Annotated in this window: 19 protein-coding genes; 8 read left to right on the forward strand and 11 right to left on the reverse strand. The window is 40.7% G+C overall.

The features are described from left to right. Positions 1 to 18: 18 nt before the first annotated feature. From rfaP to radC, 6 genes are all read right to left on the reverse strand, one after another. The gene (gene rfaP, locus PR800_RS11975; protein WP_272530906.1) at positions 19 to 816 is read right to left on the reverse strand and encodes a lipopolysaccharide core heptose(I) kinase RfaP; all 798 of its coding nucleotides are present in this window, start codon (positions 814 to 816) and stop codon (positions 19 to 21) included. Beyond that, the gene (locus PR800_RS11980; RefSeq protein WP_195697943.1) at positions 813 to 1,934 is read right to left on the reverse strand and encodes a glycosyltransferase family 4 protein; all 1,122 of its coding nucleotides are present in this window, start codon (positions 1,932 to 1,934) and stop codon (positions 813 to 815) included. Before PR800_RS11980 ends, rfaP begins: the two co-directional genes overlap by 4 nt. A gap of 1 nt (position 1,935) precedes the next feature. After that, the gene (rfaQ, locus tag PR800_RS11985) at positions 1,936 to 3,000 is read right to left on the reverse strand and encodes a lipopolysaccharide core heptosyltransferase RfaQ (protein WP_210848672.1); all 1,065 of its coding nucleotides are present in this window, start codon (positions 2,998 to 3,000) and stop codon (positions 1,936 to 1,938) included. 198 nt (positions 3,001 to 3,198) lie between these two features. After that, positions 3,199 to 3,366: a 50S ribosomal protein L33 gene (gene rpmG / locus PR800_RS11990; RefSeq protein WP_004265124.1), complete on the reverse strand. Its 168-nt coding sequence runs from the start codon at positions 3,364 to 3,366 to the stop codon at positions 3,199 to 3,201. Positions 3,367 to 3,377: 11 nt separating this feature from the next. After that, positions 3,378 to 3,614 (reverse strand): 50S ribosomal protein L28, encoded by a 237-nt coding sequence (rpmB, locus tag PR800_RS11995; protein WP_004265123.1) that lies wholly within the window; start codon positions 3,612 to 3,614, stop codon positions 3,378 to 3,380. A 274-nt stretch (positions 3,615 to 3,888) separates the two neighbouring features. Next, positions 3,889 to 4,578, reverse strand: coding sequence for a RadC family protein (radC, locus tag PR800_RS12000; RefSeq protein ID WP_375547321.1), 690 nt, complete (start codon positions 4,576 to 4,578; stop codon positions 3,889 to 3,891). A gap of 159 nt (positions 4,579 to 4,737) precedes the next feature. On the opposite strand from radC, the gene coaBC reads away from it, so the two are divergent. From coaBC to slmA, 3 genes are all read left to right on the forward strand, one after another. Next, positions 4,738 to 5,949, forward strand: a complete 1,212-nt coding sequence (gene coaBC, locus PR800_RS12005; RefSeq protein WP_181489985.1) for a bifunctional phosphopantothenoylcysteine decarboxylase/phosphopantothenate--cysteine ligase CoaBC — start codon at positions 4,738 to 4,740, stop codon at positions 5,947 to 5,949. Beyond that, positions 5,936 to 6,391 (forward strand): dUTP diphosphatase, encoded by a 456-nt coding sequence (gene dut / locus PR800_RS12010; protein ID WP_166267142.1) that lies wholly within the window; start codon positions 5,936 to 5,938, stop codon positions 6,389 to 6,391. Before coaBC ends, dut begins: the two co-directional genes overlap by 14 nt. A 217-nt stretch (positions 6,392 to 6,608) precedes the next feature. Then, the gene (gene slmA / locus PR800_RS12015) at positions 6,609 to 7,208 is read left to right on the forward strand and encodes a nucleoid occlusion factor SlmA (protein WP_004265112.1); all 600 of its coding nucleotides are present in this window, start codon (positions 6,609 to 6,611) and stop codon (positions 7,206 to 7,208) included. Positions 7,209 to 7,258: 50 nt separating this feature from the next. Here the strand turns inward: slmA and pyrE are convergent, their stop codons facing one another. Together pyrE and rph are read right to left on the reverse strand one after the other, a co-directional pair. Then, a complete protein-coding gene (gene pyrE, locus PR800_RS12020) occupies positions 7,259 to 7,903 on the reverse strand; it encodes an orotate phosphoribosyltransferase (protein WP_166267144.1) in 645 nt (214 codons plus the stop codon). A 112-nt stretch (positions 7,904 to 8,015) separates the two neighbouring features. Then, positions 8,016 to 8,729: a ribonuclease PH gene (rph, locus tag PR800_RS12025; RefSeq protein WP_181489986.1), complete on the reverse strand. Its 714-nt coding sequence runs from the start codon at positions 8,727 to 8,729 to the stop codon at positions 8,016 to 8,018. A 123-nt stretch (positions 8,730 to 8,852) separates the two neighbouring features. Between rph and PR800_RS12030 the strand changes: the two genes are divergently transcribed. The 5 genes from PR800_RS12030 (at position 8,853) to PR800_RS12050 (ending at position 13,804) form a co-directional block, all read left to right on the forward strand. Then, positions 8,853 to 9,716, forward strand: coding sequence for a YicC/YloC family endoribonuclease (locus PR800_RS12030; protein ID WP_166267148.1), 864 nt, complete (start codon positions 8,853 to 8,855; stop codon positions 9,714 to 9,716). Between the two features lie 499 nt (positions 9,717 to 10,215). Next, positions 10,216 to 11,526 (forward strand): MFS transporter, encoded by a 1,311-nt coding sequence (locus PR800_RS12035; protein WP_166267150.1) that lies wholly within the window; start codon positions 10,216 to 10,218, stop codon positions 11,524 to 11,526. Positions 11,527 to 11,570: 44 nt separating this feature from the next. Continuing rightward, positions 11,571 to 12,218, forward strand: coding sequence for an RraA family protein (locus PR800_RS12040; protein ID WP_102140564.1), 648 nt, complete (start codon positions 11,571 to 11,573; stop codon positions 12,216 to 12,218). A 9-nt stretch (positions 12,219 to 12,227) separates the two neighbouring features. Then, on the forward strand, positions 12,228 to 13,019 hold the full coding sequence (locus PR800_RS12045) for a carbon-nitrogen hydrolase family protein (RefSeq protein ID WP_181489989.1): 792 nt from the start codon (positions 12,228 to 12,230) through the stop codon (positions 13,017 to 13,019). A gap of 161 nt (positions 13,020 to 13,180) precedes the next feature. Then, complete coding sequence (locus tag PR800_RS12050) at positions 13,181 to 13,804, forward strand: GntR family transcriptional regulator (protein ID WP_272530910.1); 624 nt, start codon at positions 13,181 to 13,183, stop codon at positions 13,802 to 13,804. Between the two features lie 75 nt (positions 13,805 to 13,879). Here the strand turns inward: PR800_RS12050 and PR800_RS12055 are convergent, their stop codons facing one another. The 3 genes from PR800_RS12055 to PR800_RS12065 all read right to left on the reverse strand — a co-directional run bounded on the left by PR800_RS12055 (position 13,880) and on the right by PR800_RS12065 (position 16,937). Further along, complete coding sequence (locus PR800_RS12055; protein WP_102140567.1) at positions 13,880 to 15,136, reverse strand: nucleoside permease; 1,257 nt, start codon at positions 15,134 to 15,136, stop codon at positions 13,880 to 13,882. Beyond that, positions 15,133 to 16,050: a DMT family transporter gene (locus PR800_RS12060; RefSeq protein ID WP_181489990.1), complete on the reverse strand. Its 918-nt coding sequence runs from the start codon at positions 16,048 to 16,050 to the stop codon at positions 15,133 to 15,135. The genes PR800_RS12055 and PR800_RS12060 overlap by 4 nt, the downstream gene beginning before the upstream one ends. A 68-nt stretch (positions 16,051 to 16,118) precedes the next feature. Continuing rightward, positions 16,119 to 16,937 carry a purine-nucleoside phosphorylase gene (locus PR800_RS12065; protein ID WP_181489991.1) on the reverse strand — a complete coding sequence of 273 codons (819 nt, stop codon included), beginning with the start codon at positions 16,935 to 16,937 and terminating at the stop codon, positions 16,119 to 16,121. Between the last annotated feature and the right edge of the window lie 234 nt (positions 16,938 to 17,171).

Here is a 17,171-nt window from a genome sequence, read left to right on the forward strand (position 1 = left end):
TCTCTCTTCTCTCTTGACTCACAATGACTTTCTAATTGTACGTTCTTTAATTTGTGCTGCTTTACTTTCCGCTTTAGCGATCAATAGCGCTTCCTGTTGCAAGATATCTCGTAGCGATAAGCCAAAATAGATCTTCATAAAACGAAAAATATCACGCTGAGTGAGCCCAATATTTAATGATGAATAATATAAACCAATTAAGTCTTTATTTCGCCAGCGAGTTGGAACAGAATTTCTGAGTTGTGCTCTGTGCAAATCAATAACCGATATTTTTAGCTGTTCTTCATTTCCCGCAAATGGCAAATGCAGTAAAAAATGGCAAATATAACAATCACGATGGTTAATACCGGTCGCGTGCATTTTACGCACCATCTGCGCGACTCGACGAATAATCATTTGTTTAGTACTAAACGTTGGCGGGTTATCTAGCCAATTCGCACAATAATCTTCTAAACTCACCGTCGGGGTTAAATCTTCAGTAATAATAAAGGAGTGGCGACGAAGAGGGTTAATCCCTTTTTGCCCAAAAGCTCGGCCATTCATAGTATCAACTCCCACTTGAGTAAGTCGATGAATAGCATTCCACTCTCTATCCGCCCCTAATACAGGTAACCGAAAAGATAATAAGTTTTTAAGGACTTCTTTCAGTGTAGTCCCATAATGAATTTTTATAAAATAGCTGCGCCCTTCAAGTTCAAAACGCAGCGTTTTACGCGTCTCTAACGCACGAAAAACTTCACCTTGTAACTTATCTGTCTCGATAAAAGGATCTTTGTTTTTCCACAATTCATTAAAAGGGGTTTTTAAGTCAATCATTTGTTTCCCCCTAAAATAATATCTGCGGCTTTTTCTGGTAAACTATACAAATCTTCTGTATCCGCAAAATGTCGCGCATTACTTGCCCATTGCGCTAATTGAACCGAATTCTTTAAGCTATCGACTAATGCCAAATTTAAAACCGTTTGTTCAAAGGGTTCGCTTATCACAATACCGCATTGAGCTTGGCTAATAAATGAAGCATATCCACACACTTCTGTGACAATAATCGGTAAACCTGCAGTAATCGCTTCTAATAACACAATACCTGCCGCTTCTTGATAAGCCGGGTGCATTAATATATCGGCTGCAGCCATTAATTCTGCAATATCATTACGGCCGCTAAAGAAAGAAACTTGCGAACCGATGCCTAACGTTTTCGCTAATTGCTGGTATTTCGCCGGTTTATCTTGGCCAACTACCATCAATAACGTGTTTTTCTTAATCTCATCGGGCAATGCCGCAATGGCTTTTATCGTACGGTCAACACCTTTGCGTTTGAAGTCAGAACCCACCTGTAATACTAAAAATGCAGACTCAGGTATTTGATTTTTTTCACGATAAACTCTTTTCGCATCTACAATTTGCTTATCATACTTTCTATCTTGGGCGATACCGGGAGGCAGCATATGGAAACGCTCATTTTCGGTTTCATAATGCTTTTTAAAATGACTAATTTGATGTGGCGTTAACATTAATAACTGTGTCGGTTTCCCCACAGCAAAAACGGCTTTTTCAAATTCGGCATAATGTTTATAGCGAGGTGTCAGCTTATAAAAAAAACCTTTTTCTTCAGCGACTTTCTGGGCATAGCAGACATCTGCTGCATAATACACATCCAGGCCTGGCATTTTATTGAAGCCAATTACCCGCTCAACAGGATGCTGCTTTAAATGTGCCAACACCCAGTCATAATATTGTGCATTGCGTCCGTGATTCGTCTTCGATGTCACCGGCACGATAATAATTTCAAAACCATCCGGCTTATCACCTTCCCATGATTGGGTATAGACACGTACGTGATGCCCACGTGATTGGCATTCGGTTGCAATACGTAGAAAATCCCGTTGTAACCCACCAAACGGAAAGTATTTATATAAGCAAAATGCCAAATTCATGTTAATACCTTGTCATCATAGAGCGAATATTCATCGGCAACATTTTCTCTGTTGCTTTAATTACATCGGATGCAGGGACAATAGATAAATATTTTTTACTGCGATCAAGTTCATTTCGCGGCGGCATGGGTTCATAGTCTCCCGCCCAAAATTGCACGCTATTATCGCTCCAAGGCCGCCAAAAAACATGATTTGTCGCACCGAAAAGGCACACAATGGGTGTATTGACGGCTGCTGCAATGTGCATTGGTGCAGAATCAACACCAATAAATAAAGCGGCATGAGCAATCAATGCGCCTAGCTCAGGAAATGAAGTTTTCCCTGCAAGTTCAGTAACAGGCTTTGTTTGGCAGCCATTTGCAATCTCATTGATACATTCTAAATCTTCTTTACTCGGCCCCGAAGTTAAAACTACTTGATAGCCACGAGATTGCAATGCATCGATGACGGCTGAAAATTTTTCATTATCCCAGCACTTAAAAGTTTGGCGTGCTGTTGGTTGAATAACGACATAACTGCTATGAACACCCAGTCTTAACAGCCTTTCATCAATATTTTTCCAATCCTGCTCTGAATAAGCCATCGTTAGATGTGTTTTTAGTTCTTTTATTTCTAACGGCTTGAGCACTGATAAGTTATTTAGAACAACATGCTCGCCCTCAGGCTCTGTCAAATGCGTAAAACTGTTACGCCAATATTTAGAATCTCGATGGGCAAACTGATGGGAAATTTTTGTGCTAGCAGGAATAGCCCGAACCAATACACTCACCATCCATTGGTCTGCTAGATTAACAACTAAATCATATTTATTTTTACGCAGCTTTAGCAGCAACTTAATAAAATTACATGCTTTACTCAGCCCACCACTTTTTTTCCCAGATATGCCGTATAACGCGTTAATTTCAGCATTTTCAGAGAGAATGGGGATAGTATCCTGATAAAGTAAAACATCAATTTCAGCATCAGGATATCGGTGTTTTAATGAGCTGATAACCGGTGTTGTCAGCAACATGTCCCCATGAAACCTCATCTTGATCACAAGAATTTTTTTAAACTGTTTTTTCACCAGGCACTCTTAGTCAAGTCTATATGTAAAAGACGATAGTCATTCGACAACAAATATCATTATTAATTCAATGAATACTTACTATGTTACTACTTTCATAATCATGGTCATAGCTTCGAATGCACATATCAGCGACAACCCAAATTTTAGATAAAAAAAAACTCAGCCGAAGCTGAGTTTTTAACGCAGAAAGCAAAATTATTTGATTTTTGCTTCTTTGTAGATCACATGCTTACGAACAACTGGATCGAATTTTTTCAGTTCCAGTTTTTCTGGCATTGTGCGCTTGTTCTTCGTAGTGGTATAGAAATGACCTGTACCTTCAGAAGAGACTAGCTTGATTTTCTCGCGAATACCTTTAGCCATTTTTTAGCTCCTTAGTACTTCTCACCACGGGTACGCAGTTCAGCAAGAACAGCATCAATACCCTTTTTATCGATAACACGCATACCTTTAGCAGATACACGCAGTGTTACGAAACGTTTCTCAGACTCAACCCAGAAACGGTGAGAGTGCAGGTTTGGCAAAAAACGACGTTTGGTCGCGTTTAATGCGTGTGAACGGTTGTTGCCGCTCATTGGACGCTTGCCAGTAACTTGGCAGACTCGTGACATGTCTATTCTCCAAAAATCTAATCAGCTCGAGCTTTTTTGTTCTGGGTATGGCCGCCTCGTCAGGCTTAGGAGCCCATCTCAGCAAACTTTCATTGACTGAAAAAACCGTTGATACCTAAATAAAGATTTACTTTACTAAAACGTAAAAATTTACTGAGATAGGCCCTTCTCGCCAAACCCAAGATCCTTAAAGGTGGCGTAGTATACGCTTTACATCGTTTTCACTCAAGCCCAACGCAAAGAAAGTTGTCATTTTTTAGACAAAAAAATAATTTTATAACCATCCTCGCTCTACAAATGACACACATTGCTTGTGTCCGACGACAAAATGGTCAAGTAGTTTAATCCCCATAATAACGCAAGCACGCTGGATCCGTTCTGTCACCTGCCTATCTGCGGTGCTGGGTTCTGGGTTACCAGATGGATGATTATGGGCAAGTATAATCCCGTTTGCATTCATTTTTATGGCAAAGCGAATGATTTCTCTGGGGTGAACTTCAACTTTGTTCAAAGTACCTTTAAACAATTCCTCATGACAAATAATCTGATTTTTATTATTTAAAAATATCACGACAAAGACTTCGCGCTCTTGCCCTGCGAATAAATCCAGCAACTTTGCTTTCAATTGCTCAGGCCCAGTCATCACATCTTCATGTAAAAACTGTTCAGAGAAAAAACGGCGAGCCAACTCACTGACAGCCTGCAATTGGGTAAATTTACAGCTCCCCATTCCTTTACATTGTTTTAGTTTTTCGTAGTCTGCTTGTAAAAGCAAATAGACCGAACCAAACTCCTGTATTAAACGCTTCGCAAGTTGCAAGACAGGTTCACCTTGGCTCCCTGTACGCAAAAAAATAGCAAGTAGCTCAGCATCAGATAACGCAGCCGCACCGTATGCAAGTAGCTTTTCTCTTGGTGGTAAGTCTAGATGTTCACTCATCATATTCTTTGTCCCTAAATCCATTTCACCTTTTTTATCTAGCCTAGAAAACATTCACAACCCCTCGCATATGGGTTTGCGTAGCGCTTCGCAAAAATAGTACTGTGACGAAAAATCGAGCGCGCCACCTCTAGCTTCTCTGTGGTAATATGCCACCCATGTTGACCGTATTGGATAAAAATAATGAATCAACTATCACTATTAGGTAAGCAGATAGTTATTGGTATCAGTGGGGGCATTGCCGCTTATAAGATCCCTGAACTCACCCGCCGTTTGCGCGATAAAGGGGCAGTTGTGCGCATTGTCATGACTGACGGTGCAAAAGCCTTTATTACGCCTTTAACCTTACAAGCCGTTTCAGGGCACCCTGTTTCTGATGACCTACTCGACCCAGCCGCAGAGGCCGCAATGGGCCACATTGAGCTCGCTAAGTGGGCGGATATTATTATTCTCGCGCCTGCTACTGCGGATTTAATTGCTCGCCTCAGTGCAGGAATGGCAAATGATTTGCTCACAACGGTTTGTCTTGCTTCCGCAGCACCAGTTGCACTTGTGCCGGCAATGAACCAGCAAATGTACAGAGCAAAAGCAACGCAAGAAAATTTAATCAAATTGCAACAACGCCAATGTATGATTTGGGGGCCAGACGCAGGTAGCCAAGCTTGTGGTGATATTGGCCCAGGTCGCATGATTGACCCACTAGAAATTGTTCGTCTAACCAGTGAGTTTTTTACCCCTAAACTCGACTTACAAGGCATCAAATTAATGATCACTGCGGGCCCAACACGGGAAGCACTCGACCCCGTTCGTTTTATCAGTAACCATAGTTCGGGAAAGATGGGTTTTGCCATTGCTAAGGCTGCTAGCCAACGTGGAGCAGAAGTCACTTTAATTGCGGGTCCTGTAAATATTGGAACACCTGAAGGGGTTAACCGGGTTGATGTCATTAGTGGCTTAGAAATGTATGAACAAGTCCATAAAACGATTTCAACGCAAAATATTTTTATTGGTTGCGCAGCAGTTGCAGATTATCGAGCAAAAAACATTGCTGAAAATAAAATAAAAAAACAAGGTGATGAAGTTTCGATTACACTTATCAAAAACCCAGACATCGTCGCGAGTGTTGGAAATCTAAAACACAATAGGCCATATGTTGTTGGGTTTGCAGCTGAAACCCAAAATGTGGAAGAATATGCACGCCAAAAACGACAACAAAAACAACTCGACCTTATTTGTGCCAATGATGTATCACTAGCAGATAACGGATTTAATAGCGATAACAATGCGTTACATCTTTTTGATGCCAACGGTGATACCCGTTTGCCTCACTGTAATAAAAATGAATTAAGCCACTATTTACTTGACGAGATACTTCAACGTTATGAAAAAAATTGACCTAAAAATCCTTGATAGCCGTATCGGTAATGAATTTCCTCTACCAGCCTATGCCACCACGGGTTCTGCTGGTTTAGATTTACGTGCATGCATTGATGCACCAATTGATTTGGCACCAGGTCAAACAGAGCTTATTCCAACAGGTTTAGCTATTCACATTGCTGATGAAAGTCTTGCTGCTGTCATCTTACCTCGCTCCGGTTTAGGTCATAAACATGGTGTTGTACTTGGTAACTTAGTTGGTCTCATTGATTCGGATTACCAAGGCCAACTCATGGTGTCTGTATGGAACCGCAGTGACAAAGCTTTTACCGTTGAACCTGGTGAACGTATGGCGCAAATGGTATTTGTCCCAGTTGTTCAAGCTGAATTTAATATTGTTAATGACTTTGACGCAACAGAGCGTGGGGCTGGCGGTTTCGGCCACTCTGGCCGTCAATAAATAGAATATCCTGATAACGAATATGCTAGATAGAACCTGAATTAGGTTCTATCTTTATGAATAAAAACAATCAACCGCATATTTTCTTTCAGGAAGCTTGCTCAACATTACTTACATTTTAAATATTGTTTAAATCCATTTTGCTTCGTAAGTCTCTTTACTAAGAGCAAAATTTTGGATAGTTTGTTTTGCTGTTTTAGCAGGGGTCTTATTAGACATGGCAGAAAAAGCGACAACACAAAAACGTAACAGGCGTGATGAGATTTTACAGGCTCTTGCGTTAATGTTAGAAAGTAGTGATGGTAGCCAACGTATCACAACAGCAAAACTTGCTGCTACGGTTGGTGTTTCAGAGGCTGCGCTGTATCGTCATTTTCCGAGTAAAATGAAAATGTTCGATAGCCTCATTGGGTTTATTGAAGACTCGTTGGTTTCGCGCATTAATCTGATATTAAGTGATGAAAAAGATACGATAATTAGAATTAAACTAATACTTGCCCTAATACTGGGTTTTTCCGAGAAAAACCCTGGGCTAACGCGTATAATGACCGGCCATGCTCTGATGTTTGAGCAAGATAGGCTGCAAGATCGTATTAATCAATTATTTGAACGTATAGAATCACAATTACGGCAAGTGCTAAAAGAGAAAAAAATACGTGATGGCCATGGGTTTATTCATGATGAGTCACTACTTGCTTCTCAGCTACTAGCCTTTTGTGAAGGAATGCTCTCTCGTTTTGTGCGTTCTGAGTTTCGTTATCGGCCAACCGTCGAATTTGAATCACGCTGGCCTTTAATTCTAGCTCAGTTACAATAACCGATTATTTATACTACTCACCCCGCCCATCATTGGGCGAGGGCTTTTTTTTATTCAATTCCGTATTGTTCACGGTAAGCCTTCATAGCCGCTAAATGTTCCTGCATACCTTCCTGCTCAGAGAGGTAAGTGATTAAATCGCTCATGGTAATAATTGAGTAAACTTTACAGCCATAGTCACGCTCAACCTCTTGTACTGCTGAAATTTCACCTTTCCCTTTTTCTTGGCGGTCAAGGCATAGCAGAACACCGTTCAACGTAGCTTGTTGTTGTTTAATAATTTCCATTGACTCACGGATTGCCGTTCCTGCAGTAATGACATCATCAACGACTACAACACGCCCTTGCAAAGGACTCCCGACTAACATACCACCCTCGCCATGGTCTTTAGCTTCTTTGCGATTGAAACAATATGGCATATCAATGTCATGGTGCTCAGAAAGCGCTACTGCTGTCGTCGTTGCGATTGGGATCCCTTTATACGCTGGACCAAATATGACATCACACTCGATGGCACTATCTTGTAATGCTTGTGCATAAAAACGACCGACAAGTGCCAGATCACGCCCTGTATTAAATAACCCCGCATTGAAAAAATAAGGGCTTTTACGACCTGATTTCAGCGTAAACTCACCAAATTTAAGTACCTGTTTTTTCATGGCAAGTTCGATAAAATCGCGCTGATAGGCTTTCATTGGTCATTCTCCTCGTTGATGATTATTTATCTATATTCAAGGCTGGCTAATTGATTTATGAACCAGCAGGCATAAAAAAGGCGACTTTTCAGCCGCCTAATTAATGATTAACTTACTTCAGCGCTTCTCGCTGAGCTTCAAAAATGGTATTTAAACCTGTTTTAGCTAACGCCAATAGAGCCAATAGCTCTTCATGACTAAATGGTTCGCCTTCTGCTGTGCCCTGCACTTCAATCATTCGGCCATCATCCATCATGACAACATTCATATCAGTTTCAGCCGCAGAATCTTCAACATATTCAAGGTCACATAGAGCGTCTTGATTGACAATTCCAACAGAGACGGCAGCGACCATTGATTTTAGTGGGCTTTTTGCAATTTTACCTTGCTCAACCATGTTATTCAGTGCGTCAACTAGCGCTACGCATGCACCAGAAATCGCTGCTGTACGCGTGCCGCCATCCGCTTGGATAACATCACAGTCTAAAGTAATTGTGTACTCACCTAATTTTTTAAGATCAACCGCGGCACGCAAAGAACGTGCGATTAACCGTTGGATTTCCATCGTACGACCCGTCTGTTTGCCTCGCGCAGCTTCACGTTGATTACGTGAGTTTGTTGCGCGCGGTAACATGCCGTATTCCGCGGTAACCCAACCTTGCCCCTGCCCTTTTAAAAAGCGAGGAACGCCTTCTTCAACAGTTGCATTACATAACACCTTCGTGTCGCCAAACTCAATAAGAACAGAGCCTTCTGCATGCTTAGTATAGTTGCGCGTGATGGTAATCGGGCGCATTTGGTCTGCTTGTCTATCTGCTGGGCGCATGGTGTTATCTCCATTATCAACTCAAATTGGGACGCATTATACGTTGTTCAAGCGATAATGCCTATCCTGTCATCCTGCATAGCGTTATAATCCCCTAAATTTTTACGATAATGGGAACGAATTATGATCCGTAGTATGACCGCTTTTGCCCGTCGGGATATCAAGGGTGAATGGGGGAATGCGGCCTGGGAGCTGCGTTCCGTAAACCAACGTTATTTAGAAACGTATATTCGCTTACCTGAGCAATTTAGAAGCCTTGAGCCCGTCATTCGTGAGCGCCTGCGTTCTCGCTTAACACGTGGAAAGGTGGAGTGTAGTCTACGCTTTGAGTTAGACGGTGCAAATCGTGGTGAATTAATCCTAAATGAGCAATTAGCACGCCAGTTAATCAGTGCAGCGAATTGGGTTAAAAATTACAGCCATGAAGGTGAAATCAACCCATTAGAAATTTTGCGTTGGCCTGGAGTGATGTCAGCTGGCGAACAAGATTTAGATGTCATCAGCGAACAATTAATGGCGGGTTTAGATGAAGCGATTGATGCTTTCATTCAAAGCCGTGAAGCTGAGGGTGCTTCATTGCATGCGCTCATCGAACAGCGCCTTGATGGCGTCTTAGTTGAAGTCGCCAAAGTACGTCAACACATGCCAGAAATTCTACAATGGCAACGTGAACGCTTACAAAACAAGTTAGAAGAGGCTGAAATCCAAGTGGATAACAACCGCTTAGAGCAAGAGCTTATTTTATTAGCGCAACGTGTTGATGTTGCAGAAGAATTAGATCGCTTAGAAGCACACGTTAAAGAAACACGTAATATCTTGAAGAAAAAAGAGGCAACTGGCCGCCGTCTTGACTTTATGATGCAAGAATTTAACCGTGAAGCAAATACATTAGCGTCAAAATCAATTAATAGCGAAGTCACAACTTCAGCAGTTGAACTCAAAGTATTAATCGAACAAATGAGAGAACAAATTCAGAACATCGAATAATCACTCTGTAACGGTTTTAATCTATAAAGAAGCCAACCGATGAAGTAATCTTATTGATCGTTTGGCTTTTCTCTTTGAAAAGATCTTCAAACTAACTCGAAATAGGTACCAATTTTCATGAACTTTGGGCTTATATTCCACAATAACCCTTCGAAGATATTAAAATTTTTTTATCCAAGCAGTATTAGGAGAAAAATGAACTACTGCCACAGTATTAATTATACTTTTCCAAATAATGAATAATATCGATTAAATCAACCCCTACAAAAATCACATAAAAACTTGATTTTTAATCGTAAATTTAATTTCCTCCCTGTTTTTTCCAAAAATAAGATCTCGCTCATAAATCAATCAAATGTTTTGAGTTCAATCACAGATAACAAAACAGATCTTTGACACCACAATAACTGCTTATTAACATCCATCTTGTATACAAGTTGAATTCAATATAAATACAATAAGGTTGATTACCTCGACAAACCAATAAAAAGGTAACTCTATGTCACATAATGATTCTGTTGTAACACCAGCAACAAAAGACTCACCAGGGCGTTTACGTTGGGGATTAGCAGCAATATTTTTTATTATCGGTTTGATTGCATATATGGACCGCGCAAATATTTCCATTGTTGCCGAACATATGATGACCGATTTAGGAATGAGCAAAGTTCAATTTGGCTTTTTGGGTGCGCTATTTTCACTTGGCTATGCGCTTGCCCAAATTCCAAGCGGCATACTTGCAGAACGGTTTGGTAGCAGGCTTATCGCAACTATTAGCCTTTACATTTGGTCCGCATTCACAATATTAACGGTCGTTGCCCCTACCTATATTTGGTTATGCATCGTACGCTTCCTATTTGGTGTTGGAGAAGCGCCGCTCTACCCTGCAAATGCCGTCTTTAATACATGGTGGTTTCGCCAAAATGAAAAGGCACGGGCAGCTAGTTTCTTACTTGCTGGTTCCTATTTTGGGCCTGTGATTGCCCCTACCCTTACCGTATTTATTATGATTTCATTCGGGTGGCATGCCGTTTTCTATATCTTCGGTGTGATTGGTATTCTTATCGGTATGGTTTGGTATTTCTTTGCCAGAAATAAACCTGAACAACATCCTAAAATTTCTCAAAGTGAAATTGCGTTTATCCAAGGAGGCCGAACAATTAGTGAGCAAGGCGGTGCTGATGTTAAAGCCCCTTGGCGAAAATTTATGAAAGAACGTCCGTTCTGGGCGGTTGGTTTCCAATACTTTTTTGTCGCCTATATGACCACCTTATTTATGATTTGGCTCCCCACCTACTTACAAGAGGCTCGTGGCTTCTCATTAACCGAAATGGGTATTGCTGCCAGCTTTCCTTGGTTAGCAATTTGTATCGCAGTACTCACTGCAGGTTCAATTTCTGATTGGTTACTCAACAAAGGATACTCACAGTTAGTCGCGAGGGGATATATCGCCATTACCGGTTTTATTCTATTTATCGTGGGTATTTGCGGTGCGGCTCAAACTGAAAGTGCCATTGCAAGTGTTGCATGGCTCACCCTCGCACTCGGTTCTCTAGGATTGCCAGTTGTGACCTCTTGGGCAATCGCTGCGGATAAGGGCCGCCAATATGCAGGCTCTGTCAGTGGATGGATGAATTTATGGGGCAATCTCGGTGGTGTTATTTCCCCCATTCTATGTGGCTGGCTTGCACAGCATTTTGGTTGGACCGTCGCTTTACTTTTCAATGTGATACCTATCAGTTTAGCGATTATTTGCTGGTTTTTTATTCAGCCAGATAAACCTTTAGCAGCTGCTGTTAACCCTGACTAATTTTCACCCAAAGCACATTATATTCAATAAATAAAGGTGTCCCTATGTTTACATTAAATCCTCGTGTTGCCTGTTTTAGCCCTGAAATTATCGAAAGTTGCCGTGATGTTTGCCCGTCAACTATCGGACATATGACTGACTTCGGTTTTCTCAAAACATTACGCCCACAAATTGAACAATGCCAATTTATTGGTAATGCTGTAACAGTACGTATTCCACATATGGACTCATCTGCTGTACATAAGGTGTTCGACATCGTGCAAGAAGGCGACGTTGTCTGTATCGATATGTCAGGGGATTATGATCGCGCTTGTTGGGGCGAGATGGTTTCTTATATGGCACGGGCAAAGAAAATTGCCGGCGCGGTTATTGATGGTTGTGTCACCGATATCAAAGCATTACGTGAGATTGGCGTTCCTATTTATGCACGTAAAGTGAGTCCGTTAACAACGCGAATTTTAGGTATTGAAGGCGCAATTAATGTGCCGATTAGTATAGACGGCGTAACGATCCATCCTGGTAATTTAATCATTGCAGATGGCGATGGCATTTTAGTCGCTGATGAAGTGACTCTGCAAGAGTATCGCCAACGAGCCCTTAATGCTCAACATGCTGAAATTGATGTTAAAAAGCGCATTGATGCTGGTGAAACATTAGCGGCAATTTCAGGTGCTGCGAAATTTTTTGAATAAGGAGACTCTATGAAGATTGCAATTGCTCAGCTAGCCAGTAGTCCAGATAAAGCTCAAAATTTAAAAAAAGCATGCGAAGCTATACAAAAAGCCGCTCAAGGTGGTGCCGACCTCGTTCTATTGCCGGAAATGTTTATGGCTTTTGTTCCAGCAGATAGTGGTATTAGCTATGCTGATGTCGCAGAAGCTGTTGATGGCCCTTTTGTCTCTCAGTTGGCAAAAACTGCTCAACAATGCGGTATTTATGTGACTTGTGGAATTTATGAAAGTGCCCCGAATGAGCCGAAAAGAGCATTCAACACGACAATTATGTTGAACCGCCAAGGTGAGCTTATCTATCACTACCAAAAAACCCACCTATACGATGCCTTTTCATATCAGGAATCCCTTAATATCATTCAAAGTAATAATGAATTAAAACCTGTGGAAACTGAATTTGGCAAAATTGGCGTTTTAGTCTGTTATGAACTGCGTTTCCCTGAAGTTGCTCGAAAACTAACCTTAGCTGGCGCTGACCTTATACTCGTTCCCACAGCATGGGTAAGCGGGCCACTAAAAGAAGAGCATTACCAAACATTAGTTAAAGCACGCGCTTTGGAGAACACGATCCCTGTTTGCGCATGCGACCAAACGGGTAATATTTTTATTGGTCGCAGCCTTGTTTGTGATGCACTTGGCGTAACTATCGCATCTGCTGGCTACGATGAGACACTATTTTTTGCTGAAATATCAACACAGCATACCGCAGAGACACGAGAAAAATTACCTTGTATGCAAAACCGACGTCCTGAGTTGTATTAGTCTAGAAACTGGCAAGGATGCCGGTTTATTCAACAAGTTAAGTTCAATTACCCACCAAAATTTAACAGCATCCTAAATAATATAAAACTAGTGTATTACTTGTATACCAATCTATTCCTTTCTATACTCACTAAAATTTCTATTGTTAACACAAGATCCTGATGAAAGATAAACCACTAAGCCAACAAGCCTATACTGCAATTAAACATAAAATTCTCAGAAAGCAATTTGGAGAGGAAAGTTATACCTCTGAAAATAGCTTAGTTGAGGAACTCGGTATGAGTCGTACTCCAATTCGCGAAGCCTTATATCAATTACAGAATGAAGGCTTAGTCAAAATTATCCCTCGTAAAGGTGTTTTTATTCAGAAACTATCGTTAAAAGAGACCAGAGATAATTATGATTTACGCTTAGCAATTGAGTCCCATGCAATTAAATTAGTTCGTGAATATTTAACTGATGAACATTTTTCTATCTTAAAGGCTATTATTGAACGGCAAGATGAATTATTGAAAGGAAATGACTATCAAGGTTGGATAAAAGAAGATGAACGATTCCACCGTTTCTTCTTGGAATTACTGGATAACTCGGTTTTCTTAGATTTAGCGGATAATATTCGCCAGCGAGTCTATTTTCAGCCTGACCCTATTTATCGCAATGAATATTATTATGAGTCTACACGCCAACATCAGCAATTAATTGAACAACTCAAAGCAAAAGAATTTACCCTTGCGGAAGAAACGCTAACTGAGCATATTTTGCGCGGAAAACGTAATTATGTTTAGCGTTAAAACCCAAAAAAAGAGAAAACCAAATTGATGGTTTTCCCTTAAATTGAATGTTATTTCTAACGACTTATCTTAGCTAGATTTGGCTTCTTTCAATGCTGCGTCTTTATCGTGGTGATAATGGAACGTAAATTGGAAAATTATTGCTAAGACTACGGTATAAGAAGCAAAAACTAACCAAATCATTTGCCAATCTTTAATACCATCCACCGTATAATAGTCGACAACCAACCCACTAAGTATCGCACCGAAATAGGCACCAACACCGTTAACCATCGTCATAAATAAGCCCTGGGCACTCGCGCGCATACGCGTATCCACTTCTCTTTCAATAAAGATGGAACCTGAAATATTAAAGAAATCAAATGCGCAGCCATAAACAATCATCGACATGATCAAGAACATCAGCCCGATGGCAGACGGGTCACCAAATGCAAAGAAGCCAAATCGTAGTGTCCATGCGAACATGCTTAATAACATGACAGTTTTAATGCCATAGCGTTTCAAGAAAAATGGAATTGCTAAAATAAAACACACTTCTGCCATCTGAGAAATCGATAACAGTATCGATGGATACTGAACCACCAAGCTATCTTGGTATAACGGGTTCAGACCGAAGTCATGCAAGAATGGGTTACCAAACGTATTAGTAATTTGTAAGACTGCGCCAAGTAACATAGCGAATAAGAAAAACACTGCCATAATGGGCTTTTTGAATAACACTAAAGCGTCTAAACCGAGCTTACTGATCCAACTACTTGAAATCGCTTTTTTATTCACATCAATTTTTGGCAAAGTTAATGAATAAAGCGCTAAAAGTAATGAGCTACCACCTGCAATATAAAGTTGCATACTACTTAGCTCAAATTTCAATAAGCTAATACTCCACATTGCAACAATAAAGCCAACCGTACCAAATACCCGGATAGGTGGGAAGTTACTCACTGAGTCGAGCTGATATTGGCTTAATGATGAGTAGCTGATGCTATTTGAAAGTGCAATCGTTGGCATAAAGGCCATTGCATTAATTAACATCACCCAGAACATAACGGTTGAACTCGTGACTGTTGCGGCATAAAACAATGCAGCAGCCCCAATTAAATGGCAAATCATATATAAACGATTTGCTGGAATATATTTATCTGCAATGATTCCGATAAGCCCGGGCATTAGAATGGCAGCAATACCCTTTGAGCTATACACCATACCGACTTCTGCACCTGAAAAACTCAATGTTTTCATCATGTAGGAACCGAGTGTGACTAACCAACTTCCCCAAACAAAATATTGCAGGAAAAGCATGATTTTCAAGCGGGATTTAATGTTCATACAAAGCTCCGTTTGGAGTTATATTTATTTGTTTTTATTTTCAACTCAGCAATGGCAACACCCATGAGGATGACAGCAACACCAACAAACTGAATTAATTCAAGGGGTAACTGCAATACTGTCACGGATAATAAAATCGTGACGGGCAGCTGCATTGAGCTAACAATGGTCGCTAAGCTGGTACCGATCAGCGGGGTTCCTTTAGCAAACATCCACATGCCAAAGAAAGAACCAAAGAAAGCCAGAGGTAATCCATATGAGAAAAATAGAGATTGAAACGTTGATGCACTCAGTAAGAATGTTGGCGGAACGACAATTGATGTCAAAATTGCGCCTCCTGTTACCATGATTGCAGAACGCATCATAGGATCTGTTTTAACCGCTAATGCACCACTGACATAAACACGAATAGCATTTGATAACGCTGCACATAATCCTAATAACACACCAAGCCAGTGAAATACGATCCCAGAACTATTTAACAAACCTGTCGCTAATACTGTTCCGATTAATATCACCACAACAGATACCATGGTCATCACGGGAGGTATTTGGCGACTAATAAATGCGTTAATTGCAACCCCCATCCATGTAAATTGCAAAAATAAGACAACACCAAGTGCCGGAGACAAATACTGCAATGATGCATAATACAAAAGCCCGGTTAACCCTGTTGTCGTCCCAGTGAGTAACATTAATAGGCCTTGCCTGCGTGTTGGCCATACTAGGCGCGCTTTTTTTACCAATGCACCCGTAACAACAAAAAACCACAGTAAAATCGCACCTAATACTGTCTGGCTACCGATGACATCATTCAAGGAATACCCTGCACGATAAGCCAACACCACAAGCGTTGAAAGAATGCCATAACTACAAGCGCCTAAAGAAACTAAAATCAGACCTTTAAATTTCATCTCAATATTCACCTTACTTTAGCGTTATGGACATCTTTATATTATTTTGAGAAAAAGAACTTATAAAACTAGAAACGAGCAATCACGCCAGTCACTAGTTTCAAGAAAGTCGCTTTAACTTTTTCTGCTGTTTCAATAACTTCGTCATGGCTAAGTGGCTGCTCTAAAATACCGCAAGCCATATTGGTTAAACAGGAAATACCGACAGTTTTAATTTGTGAATGGTGGGCAACTAGCGCTTCTGGCACAGTAGACATACCGACAGCGTCTGCGCCTAAGGTTCTGATCATACGAATTTCAGCAGGGGTTTCATACGTTGGGCCAGTCCACCATGCATAAACACCTTCACGAACAGAGACACCTTGTTCAGCCGCTACATCTTTGATTGTTTGGCGTAATTCTTTATTATACACCTCACTAACATCTAAGAAACGAACACCTAATTCAGGGTTGTTTGGCCCCATCAATGGATTATTTGCCGTTAAATTAATATGATCGGTAATAATCATCAGGTCACCCGGGTTGAAGTCAGTATTTACTGCACCGCAGGCGTTGGTGATAATCAATTTTTCGACACCCAATGCTTTCATCAAACGCACAGGGAAAGTGACTTGGTCAAGGGAAAAGCCTTCGTAGTAGTGAAAACGGCCTTTCATGGCAACCACATTTTTACCTGCGATAGTGCCGATCACCAATTCATTGGCATGCCCTACGGCTTCAGATTTGGCAAAATGTGGAATTTCACTATAAGGAATATGGACGGCATTTTCTAATGTATCCGCGAACGGGCCTAGTCCTGAGCCTAAAATAATACCCACTGTTGGTTTAATACCTGTGCGAGACTGAATAAAGCTCAAGCTTTCTAGAATATCTTTTGTATGATGCATGGTTGTCTCCAAATTGACATCGGCTAAAAATTGTTAAAATCGATCATAAAGCAATTTAAAAACAGAACAGCGATCTTAATCTCATTTTAAGAAAAAGATTTTAGCTATGATGTGTCACAAGAAGCAGAATCTTATGCGTATATTTGCTAATCTTTAGCGCAAGAATCGGAATGAAAAGGAGTGAGGCGCTTGTTACATACACTATTAAATGAATTTCGCACCTCAAAAAATTCA

It is taken from the genome of Providencia sp. PROV205 (assembly GCF_028479505.1).
GTDB classification, from domain to species: Bacteria; Pseudomonadota; Gammaproteobacteria; order Enterobacterales; family Enterobacteriaceae; genus Providencia; species Providencia huaxiensis.

Excerpts from the sequence above, each read along its gene's own strand:
- PR800_RS12060 (WP_181489990.1), bottom strand. The coding sequence starts at position 16,050 with ATGAAATTTAAAGGTCTGATTTTAGTTTCTTTAGGCGCTTGTAGTTAT.
- PR800_RS12035 (WP_166267150.1), top strand. The coding sequence starts at position 10,216 with ATGTCACATAATGATTCTGTTGTAACACCAGCAACAAAAGACTCACCA.
- dut (WP_166267142.1), top strand. The coding sequence starts at position 5,936 with ATGAAAAAAATTGACCTAAAAATCCTTGATAGCCGTATCGGTAATGAA.
- rpmB (WP_004265123.1), bottom strand. The coding sequence starts at position 3,614 with ATGTCACGAGTCTGCCAAGTTACTGGCAAGCGTCCAATGAGCGGCAAC.
- rfaP (WP_272530906.1), bottom strand. The coding sequence starts at position 816 with ATGATTGACTTAAAAACCCCTTTTAATGAATTGTGGAAAAACAAAGAT.
- PR800_RS12055 (WP_102140567.1), bottom strand. The coding sequence starts at position 15,136 with ATGAACATTAAATCCCGCTTGAAAATCATGCTTTTCCTGCAATATTTT.
- PR800_RS11980 (WP_195697943.1), bottom strand. The coding sequence starts at position 1,934 with ATGAATTTGGCATTTTGCTTATATAAATACTTTCCGTTTGGTGGGTTA.
- slmA (WP_004265112.1), top strand. The coding sequence starts at position 6,609 with ATGGCAGAAAAAGCGACAACACAAAAACGTAACAGGCGTGATGAGATT.
- rph (WP_181489986.1), bottom strand. The coding sequence starts at position 8,729 with ATGCGCCCAGCAGATAGACAAGCAGACCAAATGCGCCCGATTACCATC.
- coaBC (WP_181489985.1), top strand. The coding sequence starts at position 4,738 with ATGAATCAACTATCACTATTAGGTAAGCAGATAGTTATTGGTATCAGT.
- PR800_RS12030 (WP_166267148.1), top strand. The coding sequence starts at position 8,853 with ATGATCCGTAGTATGACCGCTTTTGCCCGTCGGGATATCAAGGGTGAA.
- radC (WP_375547321.1), bottom strand. The coding sequence starts at position 4,578 with ATGGATTTAGGGACAAAGAATATGATGAGTGAACATCTAGACTTACCA.
- PR800_RS12050 (WP_272530910.1), top strand. The coding sequence starts at position 13,181 with ATGAAAGATAAACCACTAAGCCAACAAGCCTATACTGCAATTAAACAT.
- PR800_RS12040 (WP_102140564.1), top strand. The coding sequence starts at position 11,571 with ATGTTTACATTAAATCCTCGTGTTGCCTGTTTTAGCCCTGAAATTATC.
- PR800_RS12045 (WP_181489989.1), top strand. The coding sequence starts at position 12,228 with ATGAAGATTGCAATTGCTCAGCTAGCCAGTAGTCCAGATAAAGCTCAA.
- rpmG (WP_004265124.1), bottom strand. The coding sequence starts at position 3,366 with ATGGCTAAAGGTATTCGCGAGAAAATCAAGCTAGTCTCTTCTGAAGGT.
- pyrE (WP_166267144.1), bottom strand. The coding sequence starts at position 7,903 with ATGAAAGCCTATCAGCGCGATTTTATCGAACTTGCCATGAAAAAACAG.
- PR800_RS12065 (WP_181489991.1), bottom strand. The coding sequence starts at position 16,937 with ATGCATCATACAAAAGATATTCTAGAAAGCTTGAGCTTTATTCAGTCT.